This is a genomic window from Candidatus Alkanophaga liquidiphilum (genome assembly GCF_053996935.1).
The window spans coordinates 1-19941 of the sequence record NZ_JBMXYC010000053.1; the positions used below are offsets into that span (position 1 = coordinate 1).

Sequence of the window (19941 nt, forward strand, 5' to 3'; positions counted from 1 at the left end):
TAAAGAGGGGGCCTGAGGAGGTCATGGCGGAGGCGAAGGCGTGTATAGAGGCGGGGACGGACATTCTGGCGCCGGGGTGCGGTTTCGGGACGAAGACGCCGCTCGCAAACATGCGTGCGATGGTGGATGCGGCTAAGAAATATGGGCACCTCGCCAGACTCGCTTCGGGGGCGTAAAAATGGGAGATGAGATGAATTATAGGGAGCGGCTATTTGCCGCTTTAGACCAGAATCCGGTGGACCGGGCGCCGTGTCCGGGGATTACGCAGACCGGGACGGTCGAGCTGATGGAGGCGAGCGGCGCCTTCTTCCCGGAGGCGCATAAGGACGCTGAGAAGATGGCGAAGCTGGCGTGGGCAGCTTTCGAACATGCCGGACTCGAAGGCATCAGAATTCCTTTTATTGTTTATACCGAGGCGAGTGCGCTTGGCACAAAGCTTTACAAGTGGAAGAAAGACACGCAGCCCATGGTTGAAGAAGTTCCAATAAAGAGCCCAGAGGACATAGACAAGCTGGAAATTCCAGACCCGAGAGATGCGGAGTTGCCGTCTGTGGTGTTAAAGGCGATTGAGATTTTGAAGCCGAAGTGCAACGCCGCAAAGCTGCCGCTGACTGTCATGGTGATAGCGCCGGCGACGATGTCGCTCGGTGGTGCTTTGGTTGACATAATGAAGGTGATGATGTGGGTGAAGACGAACATAGATGACACGGTGAAGCTTGCCAAAAAAGTAAGCGAGATGAGTCTCGCATTCGCTGAGGCAGTCGTGGACGCCGGCGCCGACGTCATCTTCTACAACGTTGGCATTTCCAGCAGGGTGAAAGAGTATCCTGAGGTCTTCTTCCCCATAGACAAAGAGGTCGCAGGCAAAATACGGAAGATGGGCGTTTACATGGTTGCGCACCACTGCTCAGATCCAAGGCGGATAATAAACGAGCTTGCGAGTCTCGGCGCTCACGGATTGTCCATCCCGGAGCCGCAGATGATTCCCGTGCGGGAGGCACGTGAGCTCGTCGGCGACCGTGTGGCGCTCGTCGGCGGACTGGACCAGTTGCACACGCTGATAAAGAAGAGCCCAGAGGATGTGATGGAACAAGCAAAGACGGCGATAGAAGAGGGTATAGACGTGCTGGCGCCGGGGTGCGGTTTCGGGACGAAGACGCCGCTCGCAAACATGCGTGCGATGGTGGATGCGGCTAAGAAATATGGGCACCTCGCCAGACTCGCTAAGAAGTAGCAGGCATACCGTTGTATTTGGTTCGAACAATGTTCATCCTACGACAAGGCTTACGAGCTTGAAAGCTTCGACGTCCACGAGCCCCTTGTCCGTGATTTTAAGCTTTGGGATGACGGGGAGTGCGAGGAACGACATCGTGATGAACGGCGAGCGCAGCTTACAACCCAACTTCCTTACACTTTTTTCCAACGCTTCGAGCCTTGAGATAACTTCTTCGAGCGGCTTGTAGCTCATGAGTCCGGCAATGGGCAACGGGAGCTCCGCGACGATGCGGCGGTCGCAGATGACAATCCCGCCGCCGAGCTCCCGAAGGCGGTTGCACGCCAACGCCATATCCTCGTCATTCGTGCCGACCGTTACGATGTTATGAGAGTCATGGGCTACTGAGGACGCAACTGCGCCCCGCTTCAGCCCGAAGCCGTAAACGAAGCCCAAGCCGATATTCCCGTCGGTGCGTCCGTGCCGCTCCAGCACCGCAATTTTCAAAACGTCGGCGTCCACATCCACGCCTTCTACCTCTTTGATTATCTCGTCGGTCAAAATTTCCCCTTCAATAATCCCTATGACCCTAACTTTCCTCCTGCCGTTCAAATCTATGTGGAAGTCCGCAGGCGTCACTTCTTTGATGCGGACAGTTTTTGTCGCGTGTTCCGGGTATTTAAACATCGTTTTGAAGCTTGCGGGCGAAATCGGTTTCCCGTCAATTATAACCCGCTCAACCTCGAAACGCTCCAAGTTCCGCAGCAAAACGATATCCGCGACCATGCCCGGCGTCAACGCCCCGATGCCCGGATGAACGTCAAGCCCGAAATAGGCGGCGACGTTAATCGTGCACATCTGCACCGCCCGCACAGGGTCAACTCCCTCTTCAATCGCCCTTCGCAGCACGTAATCCAGATAACCTTGCTCCTTCAAGTCTTTAGGCGTGCGGTCGCCATCAGTGACGAGCAATAAGTTCCGTCCGTCCTTTTCTCTGAGCAGAGGTGCAATCGATTTGAGATTCCTTGCGGCAGAGCCCTCTCGCACCATCACCCGCAGCCCAAGACGCAGCTTTTCAAGCGCCTCCTCGTAACTCGTGTTTTCATGGTCAGACCTTATTCCGGCGGCGACGTAAGCGTTCAACTCCTTCCCACTCAGTAAAGGAGCGTGCCCGTCCACCGGACGCCGAAGCGCACGAGCGGCAGCAATCTTCGCAAGGACACTTTCATCCTTAGAGAGGACGCCGGGGAAATTCATCATCTCCGCAACGCCGAGCACCCCCGCTGTCTTGAGGAGCTCTTGAATCTCAGCGACGCCTATTTCCGCACCTGCCGTTTCGAGGGATGTCGCCGGCACGCAGGACGGCGCCATGCAGAAGACCTTAAGCGGCGTGCGTTTCGCTTCCTCAAGGAGCAGGCGAACGCCTTCTACGCCGAGCACGTTCGCAATCTCGTGCGGGTCGGCAACAACCGCCGCCGTCCCTCTCGGAACGACGACACGGGCGAACTCGGAGACAGAGAGCATGCTCATCTCAATGTGCGTGTGCCCGTCTATTAAGCCCGGAACGGCATAAAACCCTCTTGCGTCCATTTCTTCCCTGCCTGAATACTTTCCCAAGCCGGCTATTTTGCCGTCGCAAACGGCAATGTCCGCCTCGTGAATCTCACCACTCATCACGTTGACGACGTTCACGCCCTTTATCACGAGGTCGGCGCTCTCTTCGCCCAGAGCCACGTCTATAAGTTTCATATCAACCACTCATAGAAACAAATTCTTTAAATTGCCATAAGTTATTTATACAAAGTATTCCTTAGTTTATACGGGTTAAGATGGAGCGAGAACGCACTCTATGGAGGGATGAATTTTGAATTCTGTTTTTCATGCAAAAGTAGAAGAGGAAGAAGTAGTAGAGGTTGAGGAGAAGAAGGCTGAGGAGAAGGAATACGAACATACGAAGAAGGAAGAGCTTGCGGCACTTGCTGCGAGGTTAGAGACGCATAAGAAAAAAGAGAAGGCAGCAGACTTGATAAATAAGCTGAAAGGCAAGAAGAGAGTAAACAAAAAAATAATGCCTTACGAGATTTACGCAACGTCTGGCGAATAACGAGCAGATAAGTCAGAGTATATCCCAGTTTCCTTTCAACTTATTCGATGAAGTATATTGTTGTGTTTTCTCCCTCCTTTTCAAAAACCTTTATTGGGAAATGTATGTCCCACGAATGAAAATCTATTTCTGGAAGGCTTTTGCGCTCGCCATCTTCCAGTAAATATATGGGAACATATTTGCCATCGTATTGAGCGCTCCCATGCAACACGCTGCCGTAGATTGTCATGCCGCCTTTGCAGTCCCTAAGGAAATTTACAAGCCCAAATCCGTCCATTTCTTTGAAAATCTTCTCGGGACTAAGCGTTACTTCAATGTTCTCCATAGCGTAAGAGCAGATGTGCAGCATCCCGTCCTCTCCGCTCTCGACATGGAAATATTTATAACCTCGGTTCTTAGCCCAGAACTCCAGCATGAACGCCTCCACGTTCCCCTTCTTATCCACTTCAAGTAGCAGAGAGCCTATGTTTGCTTCCGACTTGTTGATGTCAGCGTATTTCACGATGCCCTCCCAGATGTCCATAAGCTTTAGCTCTTGAACTTCCAACGGGATTCTGGGAATCTCTACATACCTTTCTAACTTTTTCGCCTTGTATAGGTAGTAACCAGTAAGTGTTGCAAACAGAATGGTTGTAGCAATGAACACTGCCGAGATTAATCGCCAATCACTCTTTTCCATCTTATCCACATCCGAGAGTTATTCTCTTTTTATAAGAGCATTGCTGTTCCACGCAGTAGGAGGGGGGACTTTGTATATTCTGAAATTTTGTTCGTCGTAAACTAATTCAAGCTGCGAAAAGCTATCAGCATCTTGCATCAATTCCTTTTCGTATGCGGAGACGAATACGTAGCGCACGCCGTATTTCGCCAGCAAGGACATGCTGCCACTCCTGTAAATTTCTCTAACGTCCTTTTCAACCTCTTGGAACGGCATGCCATGCGAGAAGAGCCAACCACGGCAGCCCATCACCACGGGACGCCCCGTCAGCGCTACCGGATGCTTGTGCGAAAAGCCCGTGAGGAACAGCGAGCCGGGCTCTGTGTTTGCTTTTATCCATTCCGCAACTTCTAGCTCCGCATTTGAATAAAAGAGGTAAGCGTTGCTGGCGTAGACCACGCTTAGGACGCCGGAGAGCGTGCAGAGCGTCACGAGCACCGCAGAGAACAAAACACCGGAACGTAGCCTCGAAAGCTCTACTAAAAACGCGGCGGCGAGCACAACGGTGACGAAGAGCCAGTGCAGGAAAATCTTGTTGTTGTCCCAGGGGTTAGGTTGGAATTTCACGATGTTCCCAACGACGAAAAGCAGAAGGAAGGGGACGTAAAAAATTTTAAAGCGTCTCTCGACGAGGAGGAAGCCGGGAATGGCTAGCAGCGCCACCGGAACATTTTTTATCCAGAACCAGAGCGTTCTTGAGAGGCTGCCAGCGTTTTCTAGCGCCCAACCGAGTTGTAGGCGGATGAAATTTTCCTTCTGCACGGCGCAACTCATCCAGAGAATCTGCGGCATGCCTAAAACGAGCACCGGCAGGAAAAAATAAAGCCAGCGGCTCAAGCTACCGTTTGAACGCTGACGCTTCTGCGTCACGCCCTTAGCTGCCTCCAGAACGAACAAGAAGGATGCAACGAAAACGACGACCAAGAAGGAATGGATATAAACGAAGGGGAGCAGCCCTACAAGGACGCCTGCGAGCAGCATATTTCGGGCGTTCTCGGTGTCGCTTCGAGTGCTGCGGAAGAGCAGAGTGAGTGCGAGGAACGCCGTGGGAAAGCCGAGGAGGAAGCCCCGCTGCGATATGAAGAAGTGCTCGATGGCGTTTTCAAAATGCAACGAGTGCGTCTCTAAATGCGAATAGTCCCGCAGGAGCGGATTTGCACAGCCCAGCAGAACATCCTTAAAGAAGTAGAAACAGCCGGCGTTGCCGTTGAGAAAAAAGAGCAGGAGGGAGAGGGCAGTCGCCCTCATCGCAGTTGCGGGTGCTCGCCGCTTTCCAAGCGGGCTAAGAACCTCTTCTGCGAAGAGCAAGCAGACCGAGACCAAAGCAAGGCTTAAAAATAAGTTCGGAACGACGAGAGACGCTCTGAGGCTAAACCCCAGCTTCAAGAAAATGGCGGAAATGAAATCTGCCATGAACGGGTAGGCGAGCGGCGTGTTCACGAGCACGGGATATGGCGGTGGAAAGTCCTTGCCGTATACGAATGAGGTTATGATATGGATATGAAGCCCGTGGTCCGCCCACGCATCCTCCATCATATAAACGCCATCACTGCCCTCTACGAATACCGTCGTGAGGTTTAAAAATGCAAATATTGAAAATATCGCGGCTGCGGCGATTACGGAAACGCTGCCGACTCTTTCGTCCTCTTCAGCATCGCTTAGCGACACGTAACGCTTTAGGGCTGCGGAAAGCAGCAGAAGAATGAAGATTGTGGCGCAGATCGACGTTTCCGAAAAACCAAGAGGCAGCGAGAATAAAAAGACGAGCCAAGACGCGCAGAGCATGCCGAAAGTTATGCTAAATGCAGTCGTTTCGAGCTTTCTTCTGAATCCCGCAGCCAAGCCTACGAAGTGGCCGAAAACGAGGGCGGCTGTCATGAAAAGAGCGGCGAGGAGCATCAAGAATCTGAGGAGAAGTGCACATAAAAATTTTATTTGTTTCTCTCAAAGTTGGATTATGGGAGAGGTTAAGCCTGTGTGTCTTTTTCCGTGTTCGGGGTTCAACATTCCAGGGCAGGCGGCGAGGGTCGCTTCCGCCATAGTTTCCGAGAGGGAGCTTCCTGACGTCTGCGAGGCGCTTGGCATCGTGGAGCTGACGGTGGCGTTCATAGGCGGGAAGGCTGCAGCTTTTGAGAAGAAATTGCGGAAGCAGAAGGTCATCACCGTAGATGGCTGCCCCTATCAGTGCGCCAAGAAGCTGTTGCAGCGATTCGTCAGGGTCGAACCTGCAAGAGAGCTTATCGTTGGCTTATCTGAAGACCGTCTGGAAGAGTCAAGTAAGCTGACGCATACGACCGACGAGGACGTAAGGCGTGTGGTGGACGCCATCAAGAAGTGTGTGGAAGAGCTGATGCAATTCTGATTAGACGCAGGGCGGAATCAGGATGTCAGAGTTAGAGCTTTTGCGTTTCTGCGTGGGCGGTGCATTGCTACTCTACGCCAGCTACGTCGACGTGAAGACGCGGGAGATCTCAGATGCAGTTTGGGCGCTCATGGCGGCGTTTGGCGTTGCCTTTTTAGCTCTTGATTTTTCTTACGGCGTTCTCCAGCCGTTTCAGGTTTTAAGGTCGGTGCTGACCGCCTCCGTCCTTGCGCTTTTGCTCTTATTGTTGAACTTTGGCGGTGCGGATGCAAAGGCGCTTCTCGCAATCTCTGTTCTTCTTCCGAGCTTTCCAGCGTTCGCAGCGAGCGTGCCGCCCCTGAACGTTTTTGTGCTGAGCGTGTTGACCAACGCTTTAATTCTCTCGCTTTCCACGCCGCTCGTCCTGTTCTTCTACAACGCGTTCAAAGGGAATTTTTCGCCGCTGATGTTTCTCGGTTACAAAGTTAAAGTTTCGGAGCTGCGGGCGAAGAAACACATTAAGCTGATGCACGAGTTGCGAAGCTTTGGCGGCGCGGGCGAAGGTAGCGGAGCGGTGAGCGGATACGAACTGAGATACGTGTGGGGCGGCATTGAGCCGTCAGAGGGGGTATTGAAGCTTTTGGAGCGGAGTGGGCTCTCGGAAGCGTGGGTGACGCCGCAAATGCCATTTCTCGTTTACCTGACCGTCGGCTTTTTTATCGCTGCTGCTTACGGCGACATAGTCTTCAACCTCTTAACATAGTATTTATTAGGACGTCGGCGAACCTGTGGAGAAGGGGGCTGTTAGCGTGGGTGGGAACGAGCGTGCGAGCGAGTTGTCTGCGAACGAATGCATGATTTTAACGGCGTTGGGGAAGCTCGGCGGAAGCGAATACTTGGGAGCAGTTGCGGAAGCAGGCGGTTTGAACGAGGCTGCGGCGACGCAAGCAGCATTTCTGTTAGCGCAAAAGGGACTTATTAAGGTAGAAGAGGAGAAAGAAACGTTCTACGGGCTTACAGAGGAGGGGCGGCGGTATGTAGCGGAGGATTTACCAGAGCGTAGGCTCCTGAGACTCTTGCTCAAGCAAAAGAATGTGAGCTTGGAAGAAGTGGGCGCAGCGCTCGGGAAGCGGGCGAAGATAGCGATTGGTTGGCTGGTGCGGAAGGGCTGGGGCGTCGTATCCGATGCTGGAGGCGGCGGCAAGACGTTGGTGCCTATAGTAGAAAGCGAGCCACTGAAGGGCGACGACGAGCGAGTTTTGAAAGCTTTAAGCGAGTTTGGCGCCGTGCGGAGCGAGGAACTTGTGAAGCGTTTGAAAATGCCGCTGGATGAGCTTGACAACGTTGTGAAGGTGCTAAGGCGACGGAACTTGGTGGAGGTTTCGGAGGTGAGGCGGCGGCGGCTTCTCCTAACAGAGAAGGGCAAGCAGCTTTTGGAGAGCGGCGTGACGGTTGAAGAGGAGGTAACGAGGCTGACGCCTGAGCTGCTGATGACGGGGGCGTGGCGGGGCAGGAAGTTCCGGAGTTACGACGTGAGCGTGCCCGCCGCTCGTATTTACGTGGCGAAAATCCACCCCTACCAGCGGATTCTGGAGCGCATCCGCCGCATCTTCGTGGAGATGGGTTTTGTTGAGATAAAGGGCGACGTCGTCCAGCCGGCGTTCTGGAACTTCGACGCGCTTTTCGTGCCGCAAGATCACCCCGCCAGAGAGATGCAGGACACTTTCTACTTGCCGTTTGAGGAAGAGGCGGCGCCAGCAAGCCTTGAACTCATCAAAAAAGTGAAGGAAATTCATGAGAGTGGCGGCGGGATTTCGACGGGCTGGGGCGGCGTCTGGAGCGAGGAGGTTGCGGGGCGTTGCGTGTTACGAACACATACCACGGCGGTCACCATCAGATACTTGGCAGAGCATCCGGAGCCGCCGGTCAAGGTCTTTTGCATTGACAGGGTTTACCGCCGGGAGACGCCGGACGCCACACACATCCCAGAATTCGATCAACTCGAGGGGATCGTGCTCGACGAAGGCGTTTCCTTTAAAAACCTTCTCGGCTGCCTCTCCACATTTTACCGCAAGATGGGTTTTGAGAGCGTTAGATTCCGCCCGGGTTACTTTCCTTACACGGAGCCCTCCGTCGAATCTGAGGTTTACGTGGAGGGGCTCGGCTGGGTGGAGCTCGGCGGCGCCGGCATCTTCAGAGAAGAGGTCACAAAGCCGCTCGGCATAAAGCACCCAGTGCTGGCGTGGGGGCTCGGCGTCGGACGCCTCGCAATGCTCGTTCTTGGACTCAAAGACATTAGAAAGCTTTACCAGCCCGACATCAGATGGTTAAGGGAGTTTCCGGCGTCTAAGTGTTAATACTTTTATAAGTGAGCCGTTTTTAACCAATGCGGGCGAGAAGTCCCCTTCCGAAAGGGAGGGTGAAAGCCCGCAAATTATATATGCTTTTGGTGACACATTTCTTCGTCGGGGACGCCTCTGGGACCGAGGTCTCTGTAAAGGGGTTCCGTGCTGGAGTCCCCCGACGCTATGAAGGCACAGTCGGAGAAGCTCCTAGGGTGGAGGAGTTCACCTTGGTGAGAGCATGCGACATGTGACAGCCTTGGGGCTGGTTGCGCTGCTGTCGGCACTGGCGGTGTGTGTCGTGTCGTTGCTATTACAATGGTGAAGGCTGCGCACCCGAATGTGACATCCACGACGTGCTTGCGTTCGTAGTTGAGCGGCACGGTGACGGGGCGTTCCCACCGTCGCCGTTTACCGCTCTTACAATCCCGCTTGGGGCAACAAAGGTAATGCTTTCAGGTGAGGTTGCCGAGCTTTGAAATCACACATTCCGGGGGTTCCGCACGCATACATGACGGAAGACCTGAACGGTGATGGAGTTTTTGAAGCGGTCTCGGATGTCATGGACGGTGGCGACTGCATCCTCATAATTCTGCGAGGTAGCGACGGCTTCGTCGAGTGGCGTTCCGTTCTCGCTTACGTGAGCGACCGACGGCTGGACGTATTCGGAGCCTGTCTGCTGGCGACCTAAATGGCGACGGTCTTTGTGGCCTCATAGTCTTTAGGTTCAGGCTGCCAAGCATCCCCAAGGGGGCCTACACGTGGCATTTCCAGTTGCTCGACCCTGCCACAGGTGCTGTCATCGCTGAGGACGTGGCATCATGGAAGTTCTCATAATTCCTCCCATATTTCTCCTTTAGCTATTGCTGGTCAAGCACCAGCCGCTGTCACTTAAGCATGTTGAGTCGCCTGAGGGCATTCAAAAACTCGCTCCAAACGGCGTTTTGCGTATAAACCCTTGACACGTTCTCCTCGTAGGTTTCCTTGACTTCGGGGCATTCGGATGGCACGAAGTTCGTAACGACACTGCTCAGGATGCGGCGGTAACCCGAGCTCGGGCATGCGAACGCCAGCACGTTTTCAAACTTAGAGCGGTTGCGGGCGAGCCAGCGGCGGACGACGCCGTTCAGAATCCGCCAAACCTCCTCCGCAATGCTTTCATCCCATTTGTAGCCATAACGCTCAATCCACGGAAAGAATGGCGCATCGTAAACGAGATTCACGGTTTCGTCGTCAATCCGCCACGTGAAGTCCCAAAACTCACGAGGCTCCAACGCCAAAGGCTCAGAAACCGCGCACATGTAAAGGCGTAGTTTTGACCTTCGTGGTTGCGCTCGAGTATGTAGCGAGGTGGCGGTCGTCCTCAGCTTCGTAGCCGTCTCAGCGCCGTTAATGCGGCGTTCAATGTCCAAGAGCCGCTTGAAAAGCTCGCTCCTCGGCGGTTCATACGGCTTTTTCGCATCGCACGGCACGAGTAATAAGAGCATGGCGGGCGGCGCCTCGTGGCGCTCCGCAACAAATTCCAGCCACCGTCTCACGATGCGATTCCCCTTTATTGCGGAAAGCACGTCTTGCGGCGCCGGGAAGAAAAGCTCAGAGTTAAGTTTCGGGTTCAGCTTGTGAGCATCTTCGAGCGTCAACATCTTTCTCGGCATCAGCTACTCGAACAGTATTTTGTAAAACTTCAGCAACCTCTCTGTTAAACGCTGCAATTCTTCTTCTCCCCGCCTCGTCAGCCTGTAGTATTTTCGGTGCCGCCTTTTATTCCCGTCCTTGCCGCCTCCGTCGCCGCAGCGTCGCCATTCGCCCACCGCCAGCCCTCGGCGCTCAAGCTCGTGCAGTATCGGATACACGATGCTCTGGCTCACCCGCATTTCGAGCTTCTCTTCCAGCACCTTCATGAGCTCGTAGCCATACATTGGACGTTCGCTTAGTAGCCGCAAGACGTGAAACTTGAAAAAGCCCGACGGCAGCCGCTCACTCAACATGTCAAAAACTTATATATGTCGCTATCATAAATATTGAGCGGCATGCTCAAAAGGGTGCTCAGCGGCGTTGCAACGCTTACGGTGAGATACTCCATAATTGTCATCCTCGTGTGTCTTCTCTTCACGATAATTGCGGCGAACGGCATCACGCTCCTCAGCACCGAGTCGAACATGGAGAAGTGGATGCCACAGGACATGATATCCGTCCAGACCGGCAAGCTCATAAGGTCGGAGTTCGGCGGCAGCGACATCGGCGTCGTGCTCGTGAAGGTCGTCCCGTCGGACGACCCGCAGGCGGTCCAAGACATCAGGGACCCGCTCGTCCTCGAAGCGATAGACAGACTCGAACAACGCCTCCACACAGAAGAGCACGTTTACAGAGTTTTCAGCGTTGTCGACGCCGTCAAAGCGGCTTTCGGCGGCGAAATCCCAAGGGACGAGGAGCTTCTCCATACATTCCTGAGTGACGAGAGCTTCCAAGGTCTCATCTCTAAGGATTTTGGCGCCACGACCGTCATGTTCTGGACGGATGCCGGGATGAGCGACGTTTCTGCCAGCGAGCTTCAGAGGTGCGTCGAGGAGGACATCTCACAAGCTTCCTTTCCGAGTGGTGTCGAGGTGTATCTCACGGGCTTGCCCTCGATGATTTACGAGATTTCGAAGCTGATAAATGAGGTCAACAAACAGACTTCTACGGTGTCTCTGCTCTTCATTTTCATAATTCTGGTCTCTGCTTATCTTTCGGTACGCCTCGGCATCCTTCAGCTGTTGCCGATGATTTTCGGCGTTTCGTGGACGCTCGGCAGCATGGGCTACCTCGGGATCCCGCTGAATATTGTGACGGCGACGGTCAGCTCGCTGACGCTCGGCGTCGGCATCGGCTATGCCATTCACATACTCGGACGCTACATCGAAGAGCGGGAGCGCGGTTTAAACGTGGAGGACGCCATTCACATCTCACTAACGGAGACCGGCGCCGCACTAACAGCAGCGATGGGGACGACGCTCGCAGGCTTCGCATCCATGCTGGCTGGAAATTCGCCTATCGTTCGGCAACTCGGCGCATCCCTTTCCTTCGGGCTGATATACTCGTTTTTAGCGGCGATCATACTGTTGCCCTCCGTAATATACGTGCTTGAGCGGCGGGGCAGCCTCGTGAAGGGCGCAGAGATGAGAGGTGTTGTGAAGCTCGCAGAACGCTTCCTTTACGCGCTCGGCGGCTTCGAGGCTCGCCGCCCTTACGTCATCGCCGTCTTTCTCATAGTGCTGACACTCGTTTCGTTCTATGGGATTAGCATGCTGAAAATCGAGGAGTCATACGAGCGGATGATGCCGAGCGACCTGCCGGTGATACGGGCGTATCACAAGGTCGAGGACGAGTTTGGAGGTATAGACACGATGATGATTCTCGTGGAGGCAGAGGACGTGCGAGACCCCGAGGTTTTAAAGGCGATGGATGCTCTTCAAAAGAGGATAGCGACTGAAAAGTGGGTTGTCGATGTCACGAGCCCTGTGGATGAGGTGAAGCAGGTTTACGGCTACATCCCATCCTCGAAAGAGGATGTTGCTACAGTGCTGAATCCCAACAACGCGGACGTCAGTGAGGATTTCCGCTATGCTCTCATCACTGCCCGTCTTTCTTATCCAAGGAGTCGTGAGCGTGACATTGATATTTCGGAGCGTTTTCTGGAAGCGATGAATGCCGTGCCGCTGCCCGAAGGTGTTGAGCTACGCATCTACGGAGACCCCTACGGGATGTATGAAATGGAGCCGCTACGACAGGAAAACCTGCGGAGAATTAGTATGATTGGCGTGACGCTCGTCACGCTCATTGCCATTTTTTACTTCAAGTCGCCGTTCAAGGGTTTGCTCTCGCTCACGCCTGTCGTGCTTGCGACGCTTTGGACGTTCGGGATGATGGGACTCGCTGGCATTCCATTCGGCATGCACATGACCGGCGTGATTGCGATGACCGCTGGGCTCGGTATAGACTTCGGCATCCACATCACGCATCGCTACGGCGAGGAGCTGCGGCGCTCGCCGGACGCCGCCGTCCAGAGGGCGGTCGGGGGTGTCGGTCGTGAGCTCTGGGCGGCAGCCGCAGCTACGATTGCAGGTTTCCTTGCGCTCGTCTCCGCAAGAATCCCGATGATCGGCGACTTGGGCATCGTCCTTGCAACCGCCATTTTCTTCTGTTTCTTCGCCGCCGTCGTGTTCGTCCCGACGGTCCTTGTATTTGCTGGAAGGAGGAATATGATGAAAACGGGGGAGGTGTAAGTATGAAGTTGGAAGTAAAAATGAGAAAGTTGGCAACAGCATTGGTGTTCGTGGTCTTAGCGGCATCTCTTACGTTGTTTGCAGTAGCGACGGCGCAAACGTCCTTCGTGACGATTGAAGACGTGCATCCAAAGGTCTTGCATCCAGGTGATACTTACGAGCTAACGGTCGTTATAAAGAACAACGGCGACAGGGACGCTCGTAACGTCATGCTCGCATTCTCGCCCGACCCCACCGGCACCGTGAGCGTCGTCGGCGTGAGCACCGTCAATATCATTGGGCTGAGCGGCTGGAGCGAGAAGGAAATCAAACTTGCAGTGCACGTTCGGGATGGTGCGCTCGAAGGCACTTATGTCTTGCCTGTGAACATCACTTGGGAGGAATGTTACTACGTCACGGGTGTCGGGCGTATTTGCGAGCCGGGGCATTTCAGCTTCGCCACGCTTTCGCTGCGTGTCGAGGGCACGCCCACGCTTAATGTTGCAAGTGTCGTCGTGAAGCACGGCGAATATGGCAGCGAGGTGCGTCCCGGCTACGAGAACGTCCTCGTCGAAGTTTGGATTGAGAACAGCGGCGAGGCTTCCGCGGAGGATGTAAAGGCGGAGCTTATTTGCGGCGAAGGCTTCGAGCCGTCGGCGTCGCAGACGACCGTCGCATATATCGGGAAGCTGCTGCCGGGCGTAAGGGCGCAGACTACGTTCCGCATAGACGTTTCCGAGGACGTTACAGCGGGCGAGCATACACTGCCGTTGAAACTCACTTACAGAGTTGATGACGAATGGGAGGAGGAGACGAAGGACATTCAGATATTCGTGGAGCCGAAGCCGAAGTTTGAGATTGTTGACATTAAAACAGAGCCTGCGGCGGTGCGGGCGGGTGACACTGTTACCCTCTACGTCGAAGTAAAGAACGTCGGCACCGAGAATGCGAAGTTCGTTGATGTCGCCGCCATAAGGAAGGCGGAGCAGCCTTTCGACTTCGAAGACCGCAGCGACTACGTTGGCGACCTCGACGTCGGGAAGAGCGGCGTCGCCTGCCTTAGCTTCGAGGTTCTGGATGACGCCACATCTAAAATTTACTTCCTCGATATCAGAATACGGTGCAGCGGCGACCCCGAAGTTGGAGACGACAACGTTTATACTTTTTATAAGAGTGTCCCAGTCGAAGTCCTGCCAGGTTTGCCAAAGACCACAAGATACCTGCGGGTGGCGTTCGTCGTCCTCGCAGTCGCCATCGTCGTCGCCATTGCCTACGTCGTTGTTAGGAGGAAATGACGGCTCCACAAAGTCGTAAAAGTAAATAATGGATGGGGGAAACGCATGGGAACTGCTGCAAAAGTTAGCACCGGCGTCCTCCTTCTCGGCTTAGTCAGTTTTATCACTGACGTCAGCAGTGAGATGATTCTGCCGCTGCTTCCGCTGTTCATCGTGGCGCTCGGCGGCAGCGGCATCGCCGTCGGGCTCGTCAGCGGCGTCGGCGACAGTGTCGCTGACTTTCTTAAAATATTCTCAGGTTACTTCTCGGACAGACTTGGCAGGCGGAAGCCGCTTGTTGCCCTTGGTTATTTTTCCTCTGCGCTCGCAAAGCTCTTTTTCCCGATTGCCACGATTTGGGAGCACGTTTTAGCACTACGTGTCGTGGAGCGCATCGGCAAGGGTGTCAGGACTGCGCCTAGGGATGCGATGATTGCTGGGTACGCAGCGATGGAAATTCGCGGTAAGGCGTTCGGCGTGCACCGTGCGATGGATACCGCCGGCGCTGTCCTCGGCTCCATCATCGCTTTCCTTCTCCTTTGGTTTTTTGCTCTCGACTTCCGGCAAATCTTCCTCGCAGCAGCGCTCCTCGCATTCCTCGCCCTCCTCCCCCTCTACTTCGTTAAAGAAGTGCGAAGCGAGCGCCGGCTGGAAAGCAGCTTCGCTCTCAGCTTGAAAAGCCTCCCCGCAGACCTCAAAGCCCTCATTTTGATACTTATGGTCTTTGCGCTAGGCAACATCAGCTACATGTTTTTCATCCTGCGTGCGCGGGAGGTCTTCGAAGCGGCGAAGCTCGCAGAGCAGCTCAGCCTCAGCCTGCCTGTCCTCCTCTACGTCCTTTACAACTCCGTGTATGCGACGCTCGCAGAGCCCTTCGGCGCACTCTCCGACCGGATTGGCAGGGCGAATATCATGCTCGGCGGCTTCCTCCTTTTCTCGCTCATGAGCCTTGGTTTCATATTTGTGGGTGTGCGCACGCTTCTTATACTCTTCGCACTCTATGGGCTTGTTTACGCTATGACTGAGGGGGTTGGGCGGGCTTTCGTCTCGGACCTCTGCTCCGAACAGTTGAGAGGGACGGCGCTCGGCGCCTACCACACCGCAACGGGCTTCGCCGCCATAGCCGCAAATCTCGTTGCGGGCGTCCTCTGGGATGTTTTCGGCTCGGAAGCCACGTTCGCATACGCTGCGTCGCTTCCGCTCCTGGCGGCTCTCCTGCTGTTTTTCTGGAAAAAGAAGCGGCAGTAAGCGACCGTCGAGGGGGCGATGCTAACCCGCTTTAAAGAGTGCTAACATGCTTAACTCAGTAGGTCATACTTTTAGAGGGTGGAGCTACGGGTCACGCTTGACGAGCTTGATGAGTATTTAGAGCGGTGGAACGTGTTTAAGATGAGGAAAGGACTGGTGCGCTATTGAGAAAAGGAGCAATATGAGTGCCACGGAACGTGTTTAAGATGAGGAAAGGACTGGAGGAGCTCTTAGAGCAAGAGCTTGCGCTGCTTTACGATATGCGAAGCTCGCTGCTTGACGCTTACATCGTGGAGCGGCTGCGTCGCGACTTCCTCAAGGAGTTGCCACATGGAGTTAAAGCAAGAGCGCTCGGCGACGAACGCTACCTCCGCTGGTGCTTCACCCAGTCTCTTCAAGGATAAAAACAAGTCGCACCGAGCTCGTCCTCAAATACAAACCGTTGCGTGAGTATAAATGCTGCTTAGGGCGAGAATGCGAGTTCTTTGATGACACATTTTCCGGCTCTTCCTTTCATAAATTTCAATCCCACCTTGGTCTGATTTTCTCCACGATAATGCTCATTGGCGGCATAGTGGAGCATCCGCATTTCAATCCCACCTTGGTCTGATTTTCTCGATAGAAACGAGCGAAGCCTTTTTAAAGCTCGCTGATTTCAATCCCACCTTGGTCTGATTTCCTCCTTGTGGATGCAGAGATTCAAGATTTGTTTAGAGCGATTTCAATCCCACCTTGGTCTGATTTTCTCTTGGCGTTAGAGTTATACGACGTTCTCATTACGAAGATTTCAATCCCACCTTGGTCTGATTTTCTCCATTTGCGATAAGACCAGAGCGTAAAACTATTGTTGATTTCAATCCCACCTTGGTCTGATTTTCTCTTACGGAAACTTTAGAGCCGAAGACAGAAAAAGAAGTAATTTCAATCCCACCTTGGTCTGATTTTCTCACGTTGAAATATACGACATCAATTCAGCTTATCCAGATTTCAATCCCACCTTGGTCTGATTTTCTCCTTTTAGCTCTTTGAATAAGAACGACGCTAAGCGTATTTCAATCCCACCTTGGTCTGATTTTCTCATGGGAGGTCAGCTTGCGCCGACATACATGATGCTGTTTTCAATCCCACCTTGGTCTGATTTTCTCTATTGAGGATGAGGCGCTTGTCGTAAGGGCGGAGAAGTTTTCAATCCCACCTTGGTCTGATTTTCTCAAATAAATTGTAGGGTATATCTAAACGAGGAAGGCAGTTTTCAATCCCACCTTGGTCTGATTTTCTCGAATGCGAGTTTTGCCCATGGGCAGAGATGTGCGAGTTTTCAATCCCACCTTGGTCTGATTTTCTCGATGGGTGTTCGGAGCTCCCGACTGATAAGTATAGCCTTTTCAATCCCACCTTGGTCTGATTTTCTCATAGTTATTTTCTTCCATCCTGCTCACGACTAAAGAGGTTTTCAATCCCACCTTGGTCTGATTTTCTCGAGCAAAAAGAAGAGTTGTATGCATATTTTAAAAAGTTTTCAATCCCACCTTGGTCTGATTTTCTCAGGATGTCTCTTATCGCCTGACTTTCGCCCCTGCGGTTTTCAATCCCACCTTGGTCTGATTTTCTCAAAGGCTTCCCGACAGGCTATGATACTTACAGTCAATTTTCAATCCCACCTTGGTCTGATTTTCTCCAACTATGAGCTTTCCGGGATAATCGAGAACAGGCAGTTTTCAATCCCACTTTGGTCTGATTTTCTCTCTGCCCATTCTGCACGTATTCGCTAAGGAGGGACGTTTTCAATCCCACTTTGGTCTGATTTTCTCGAGATAGACCCACTAATATGGATGGTGCATTTTGTTTTCAATCCCACTTTGGTCTGATTTTCTCCGTGGTCGGTGGCGACAATAATTTTCGATGACGGCGTTTTCAATCCCACTTTGGTCTGATTTTCTCTGGGGCTATTCGTCTTGCTGTTCACGATAATGCTAATTTTCAATCCCACTTTGGTCTGATTTTCTCGATAGCACTCGCATACAGCCTTTTTTGTAGCGCGATTTTCAATCCCACTTTGGTCTGATTTTCTCGCGCCTAATATCAACGCCGCTACAATCGTCTTCCGTTTTTTCAATCCCACTTTGGTCTGATTTTCTCTAACTGATTTGGCAAAGAGCATAAATGACGCCTACATTTTCAATCCCACTTTGGTCTGATTTTCTCCGATTAAGAGCAGCCTATTCAAGACCGTCGAGGATAATTTTCAATCCCACTTTGGTCTGATTTTCTCACTAATCTTCGACCACTTCCCCGCATCGGTAATCACATTTTCAATCCCACTTTGGTCTGATTTTCTCGCGACAGGGTGCAAATAATCTTTAAAAGCGCTAAGATTTTCAATCCCACTTTGGTCTGATTTTCTCAACACATGACCTGGAGGTAGATGATAAGTATAAGTATTTTCAATCCCACTTTGGTCTGATTTTCTCACCCCCATTGTCGGGGAGGAGAAAACAAGGATGGGTTTTCAATCCCACTTTGGTCTGATTTTCTCATACGATGAGTGGGGATGCCCTGATTGGGGCATAGATTTTTCAATCCCACTTTGGTCTGATTTTCTCTGAAATAAAAGGAAATTAAAGAGGATATAGTTTTTATTTTCAATCCCACTTTGGTCTGATTTTCTCGCAGATGCAGGATGATTTCAGAGTTACAACGCTCGATTTTCAATCCCACTTTGGTCTGATTTTCTCAAATTACGGCATCATGATGACGATTGCGGCTGCCCTATTTTCAATCCCACTTTGGTCTGATTTTCTCGTTGTCCTTGACCCGTTCTTTGGCTCGGGCTCAACATTTTCAATCCCACTTTGGTCTGATTTTCTCCAATAAGAGTGCTCATGACACTCTAGACATTGATGCTTTTCAATCCCACTTGGGTCTGATTTTCTCTGCGATGCAGCCGCTGCGAGCAGATACGGGACATCGTTTTCAATCCCACTTTGGTCTGATTTTCTCAAAGACATGTTTGGAGGAGAGCTGAACGAACTTTAGGTTTTCAATCCCACTTTGGTCTGATTTTCTCCAAAGTCTTCAAAGGCGGGCGACGAGGACGTTCCGTTTTCAATCCCACTTTGGTCTGATTTTCTCGAGCATTACAGCAAACGCATCATTTACCTTGACCGCTTTTCAATCCCACTTTGGTCTGATTTTCTCGAAAATGGACGCAGTAACGATAACGGTGCTTTGCATCATTTTCAATCCCACTTTGGTCTGATTTTCTCGCAAGCATGGGCGTATGCACCATACACCAAGAAGGTTTTTCAATCCCACTTTGGTCTGATTTTCTCAGCTAATCTTCGACCGCTTCCCCGCATCGGTAATCACATTTTCAATCCCACTTTGGTCTGATTTTCTCGCGGGAGAAGATTTTAGCACTTCAAGAGCCGTTGCTTGTTTTCAATCCCACTTTGGTCTGATTTTCTCTGCCTGCTGCTCTACTGGATGAGATGAAAGGTCAGTTTTCAATCCCACTTTGGTCTGATTTTCTCCACGGCGCTGCTTGAGATTTTAGGGCTGGGAATCATTTTTCAATCCCACTTTGGTCTGATTTTCTCGCGAAGTCGTAATTGAGATTATCGTAAAAAACACCGACATTTTCAATCCCACTTTGGTCTGATTTTCTCGCGGCGCCCGCCACCTCGCCGCCGCTGCACCCTGCTTTTCAATCCCACTTTGGTCTGATTTTCTCCGGGGAAGGTGGCTCATCTACAAATGCAACGTGTGTTTTCAATCCCACTTTGGTCTGATTTTCTCTCTCGGACGTCTGGGACGTCGCAATCCGCTTCTCGGTTTTCAATCCCACTTTGGTCTGATTTTCTCTAAGCAGAATTTGAGCAAGACAAAGCAGCACCTTTATTTTTTCAATCCCACTTTGGTCTGATTTTCTCTTTTCCCATCCTCCCGCTCATACATGTAAAAATCATTTTTCAATCCCACTTTGGTCTGATTTTCTCGCATAACGCTTAAGGGGCGTGTCTTTGATGCGGTGTATTTTCAATCCCACTTTGGTCTGATTTTCTCCACCAACCATGAGAATAGGCGTGCGGTCAAATCTGCTTTTCAATCCCACTTTGGTCTGATTTTCTCGATAAGAGCGAAGCTTGTAGGACTGTTGGCGCAGGTTTTTCAATCCCACTTTGGTCTGATTTTCTCGTTTTAGAAACTTTATTCATTGATTACGAAGCAGAGTTTTCAATCCCACTTTGGTCTGATTTTCTCCATAAAAGATTTGAACGACAATTATTACAGTTATTCTTTTCAATCCCACTTTGGTCTGATTTTCTCCGGCAAGTTTCTTTTGCCTGCGCTCTGTTTAAAGTCATGAGGCGGCCCCATATAAAACTTACTATCTCGGATCAGTGATTCTCGTCCCCATATATAAAGAATCCAGACTCGCCATGTGGGAATTTTTT

17 protein-coding genes and 1 CRISPR repeat array are annotated in these 19941 nt (G+C 52.1%); of the genes, 12 read left to right on the forward strand and 5 right to left on the reverse strand.

What is annotated here, in order from left to right:
- On the forward strand, positions 1 to 176 hold a 176-nt coding region (locus tag ACXJJA_RS07115; protein ID WP_456487534.1), incomplete at its 5' end, for a uroporphyrinogen decarboxylase family protein.
- A 2-nt stretch (positions 177 to 178) separates the two neighbouring features.
- Entirely contained in the window at positions 179 to 1234 is a 1056-nt protein-coding gene (locus tag ACXJJA_RS07120) for a uroporphyrinogen decarboxylase family protein (RefSeq protein WP_456487518.1), read from the forward strand.
- A gap of 33 nt (positions 1235 to 1267) precedes the next feature.
- On the opposite strand, the gene ade is transcribed toward ACXJJA_RS07120, so the two are convergent.
- A complete protein-coding gene (gene ade, locus ACXJJA_RS07125; RefSeq protein ID WP_456487519.1) occupies positions 1268 to 2962 on the reverse strand; it encodes an adenine deaminase in 1695 nt (564 codons plus the stop codon).
- A gap of 115 nt (positions 2963 to 3077) precedes the next feature.
- Between ade and ACXJJA_RS07130 the strand changes: the two genes are divergently transcribed.
- Entirely contained in the window at positions 3078 to 3317 is a 240-nt protein-coding gene (locus ACXJJA_RS07130; protein WP_456487520.1) for a hypothetical protein, read from the forward strand.
- A gap of 40 nt (positions 3318 to 3357) precedes the next feature.
- Here ACXJJA_RS07130 and ACXJJA_RS07135 read toward each other — a convergent pair whose 3' ends face one another.
- Positions 3358 to 3996, reverse strand: a complete 639-nt coding sequence (locus ACXJJA_RS07135; protein ID WP_456487521.1) for a hypothetical protein — start codon at positions 3994 to 3996, stop codon at positions 3358 to 3360.
- 18 nt (positions 3997 to 4014) lie between these two features.
- On the reverse strand, positions 4015 to 5934 hold the full coding sequence (locus ACXJJA_RS07140) for a hypothetical protein (protein ID WP_456487522.1): 1920 nt from the start codon (positions 5932 to 5934) through the stop codon (positions 4015 to 4017).
- A 58-nt stretch (positions 5935 to 5992) separates the two neighbouring features.
- Here ACXJJA_RS07140 and ACXJJA_RS07145 point away from each other — a divergent pair, with 58 nt between their 5' ends.
- From ACXJJA_RS07145 to ACXJJA_RS07165, 5 genes are all read left to right on the forward strand, one after another.
- A complete protein-coding gene (locus tag ACXJJA_RS07145; RefSeq protein ID WP_456487523.1) occupies positions 5993 to 6397 on the forward strand; it encodes a putative zinc-binding protein in 405 nt (134 codons plus the stop codon).
- Between the two features lie 22 nt (positions 6398 to 6419).
- Positions 6420 to 7139: an A24 family peptidase gene (locus ACXJJA_RS07150; protein ID WP_456487524.1), complete on the forward strand. Its 720-nt coding sequence runs from the start codon at positions 6420 to 6422 to the stop codon at positions 7137 to 7139.
- 25 nt (positions 7140 to 7164) lie between these two features.
- Complete coding sequence (gene pheS / locus ACXJJA_RS07155; protein ID WP_456487525.1) at positions 7165 to 8733, forward strand: phenylalanine--tRNA ligase subunit alpha; 1569 nt, start codon at positions 7165 to 7167, stop codon at positions 8731 to 8733.
- 281 nt (positions 8734 to 9014) lie between these two features.
- Positions 9015 to 9197, forward strand: coding sequence for a hypothetical protein (locus ACXJJA_RS07160; RefSeq protein ID WP_456487526.1), 183 nt, complete (start codon positions 9015 to 9017; stop codon positions 9195 to 9197).
- 32 nt (positions 9198 to 9229) lie between these two features.
- Positions 9230 to 9409 (forward strand): hypothetical protein, encoded by a 180-nt coding sequence (locus ACXJJA_RS07165; RefSeq protein ID WP_456487527.1) that lies wholly within the window; start codon positions 9230 to 9232, stop codon positions 9407 to 9409.
- A gap of 196 nt (positions 9410 to 9605) precedes the next feature.
- Here ACXJJA_RS07165 and ACXJJA_RS07170 read toward each other — a convergent pair whose 3' ends face one another.
- Entirely contained in the window at positions 9606 to 10373 is a 768-nt protein-coding gene (locus tag ACXJJA_RS07170; RefSeq protein ID WP_456487528.1) for a hypothetical protein, read from the reverse strand.
- A gap of 3 nt (positions 10374 to 10376) precedes the next feature.
- On the reverse strand, positions 10377 to 10706 hold the full coding sequence (locus tag ACXJJA_RS07175) for a PadR family transcriptional regulator (protein ID WP_456487529.1): 330 nt from the start codon (positions 10704 to 10706) through the stop codon (positions 10377 to 10379).
- Between the two features lie 42 nt (positions 10707 to 10748).
- Between ACXJJA_RS07175 and ACXJJA_RS07180 the strand changes: the two genes are divergently transcribed.
- From ACXJJA_RS07180 to ACXJJA_RS07195, 4 genes are all read left to right on the forward strand, one after another.
- On the forward strand, positions 10749 to 12983 hold the full coding sequence (locus ACXJJA_RS07180; RefSeq protein WP_456487530.1) for an efflux RND transporter permease subunit: 2235 nt from the start codon (positions 10749 to 10751) through the stop codon (positions 12981 to 12983).
- A gap of 2 nt (positions 12984 to 12985) precedes the next feature.
- Positions 12986 to 14257: a COG1361 S-layer family protein gene (locus ACXJJA_RS07185; RefSeq protein WP_456487531.1), complete on the forward strand. Its 1272-nt coding sequence runs from the start codon at positions 12986 to 12988 to the stop codon at positions 14255 to 14257.
- Between the two features lie 45 nt (positions 14258 to 14302).
- Positions 14303 to 15484, forward strand: a complete 1182-nt coding sequence (locus ACXJJA_RS07190) for an MFS transporter (protein WP_456487532.1) — start codon at positions 14303 to 14305, stop codon at positions 15482 to 15484.
- A 206-nt stretch (positions 15485 to 15690) separates the two neighbouring features.
- A complete protein-coding gene (locus ACXJJA_RS07195; protein ID WP_456487533.1) occupies positions 15691 to 15888 on the forward strand; it encodes a hypothetical protein in 198 nt (65 codons plus the stop codon).
- Between the two features lie 115 nt (positions 15889 to 16003).
- Positions 16004 to 19813: a CRISPR direct-repeat array (repeat unit 30 nt; unit sequence TTTTCAATCCCACTTTGGTCTGATTTTCTC).
- Positions 19814 to 19941: the final 128 nt, after the last annotated feature.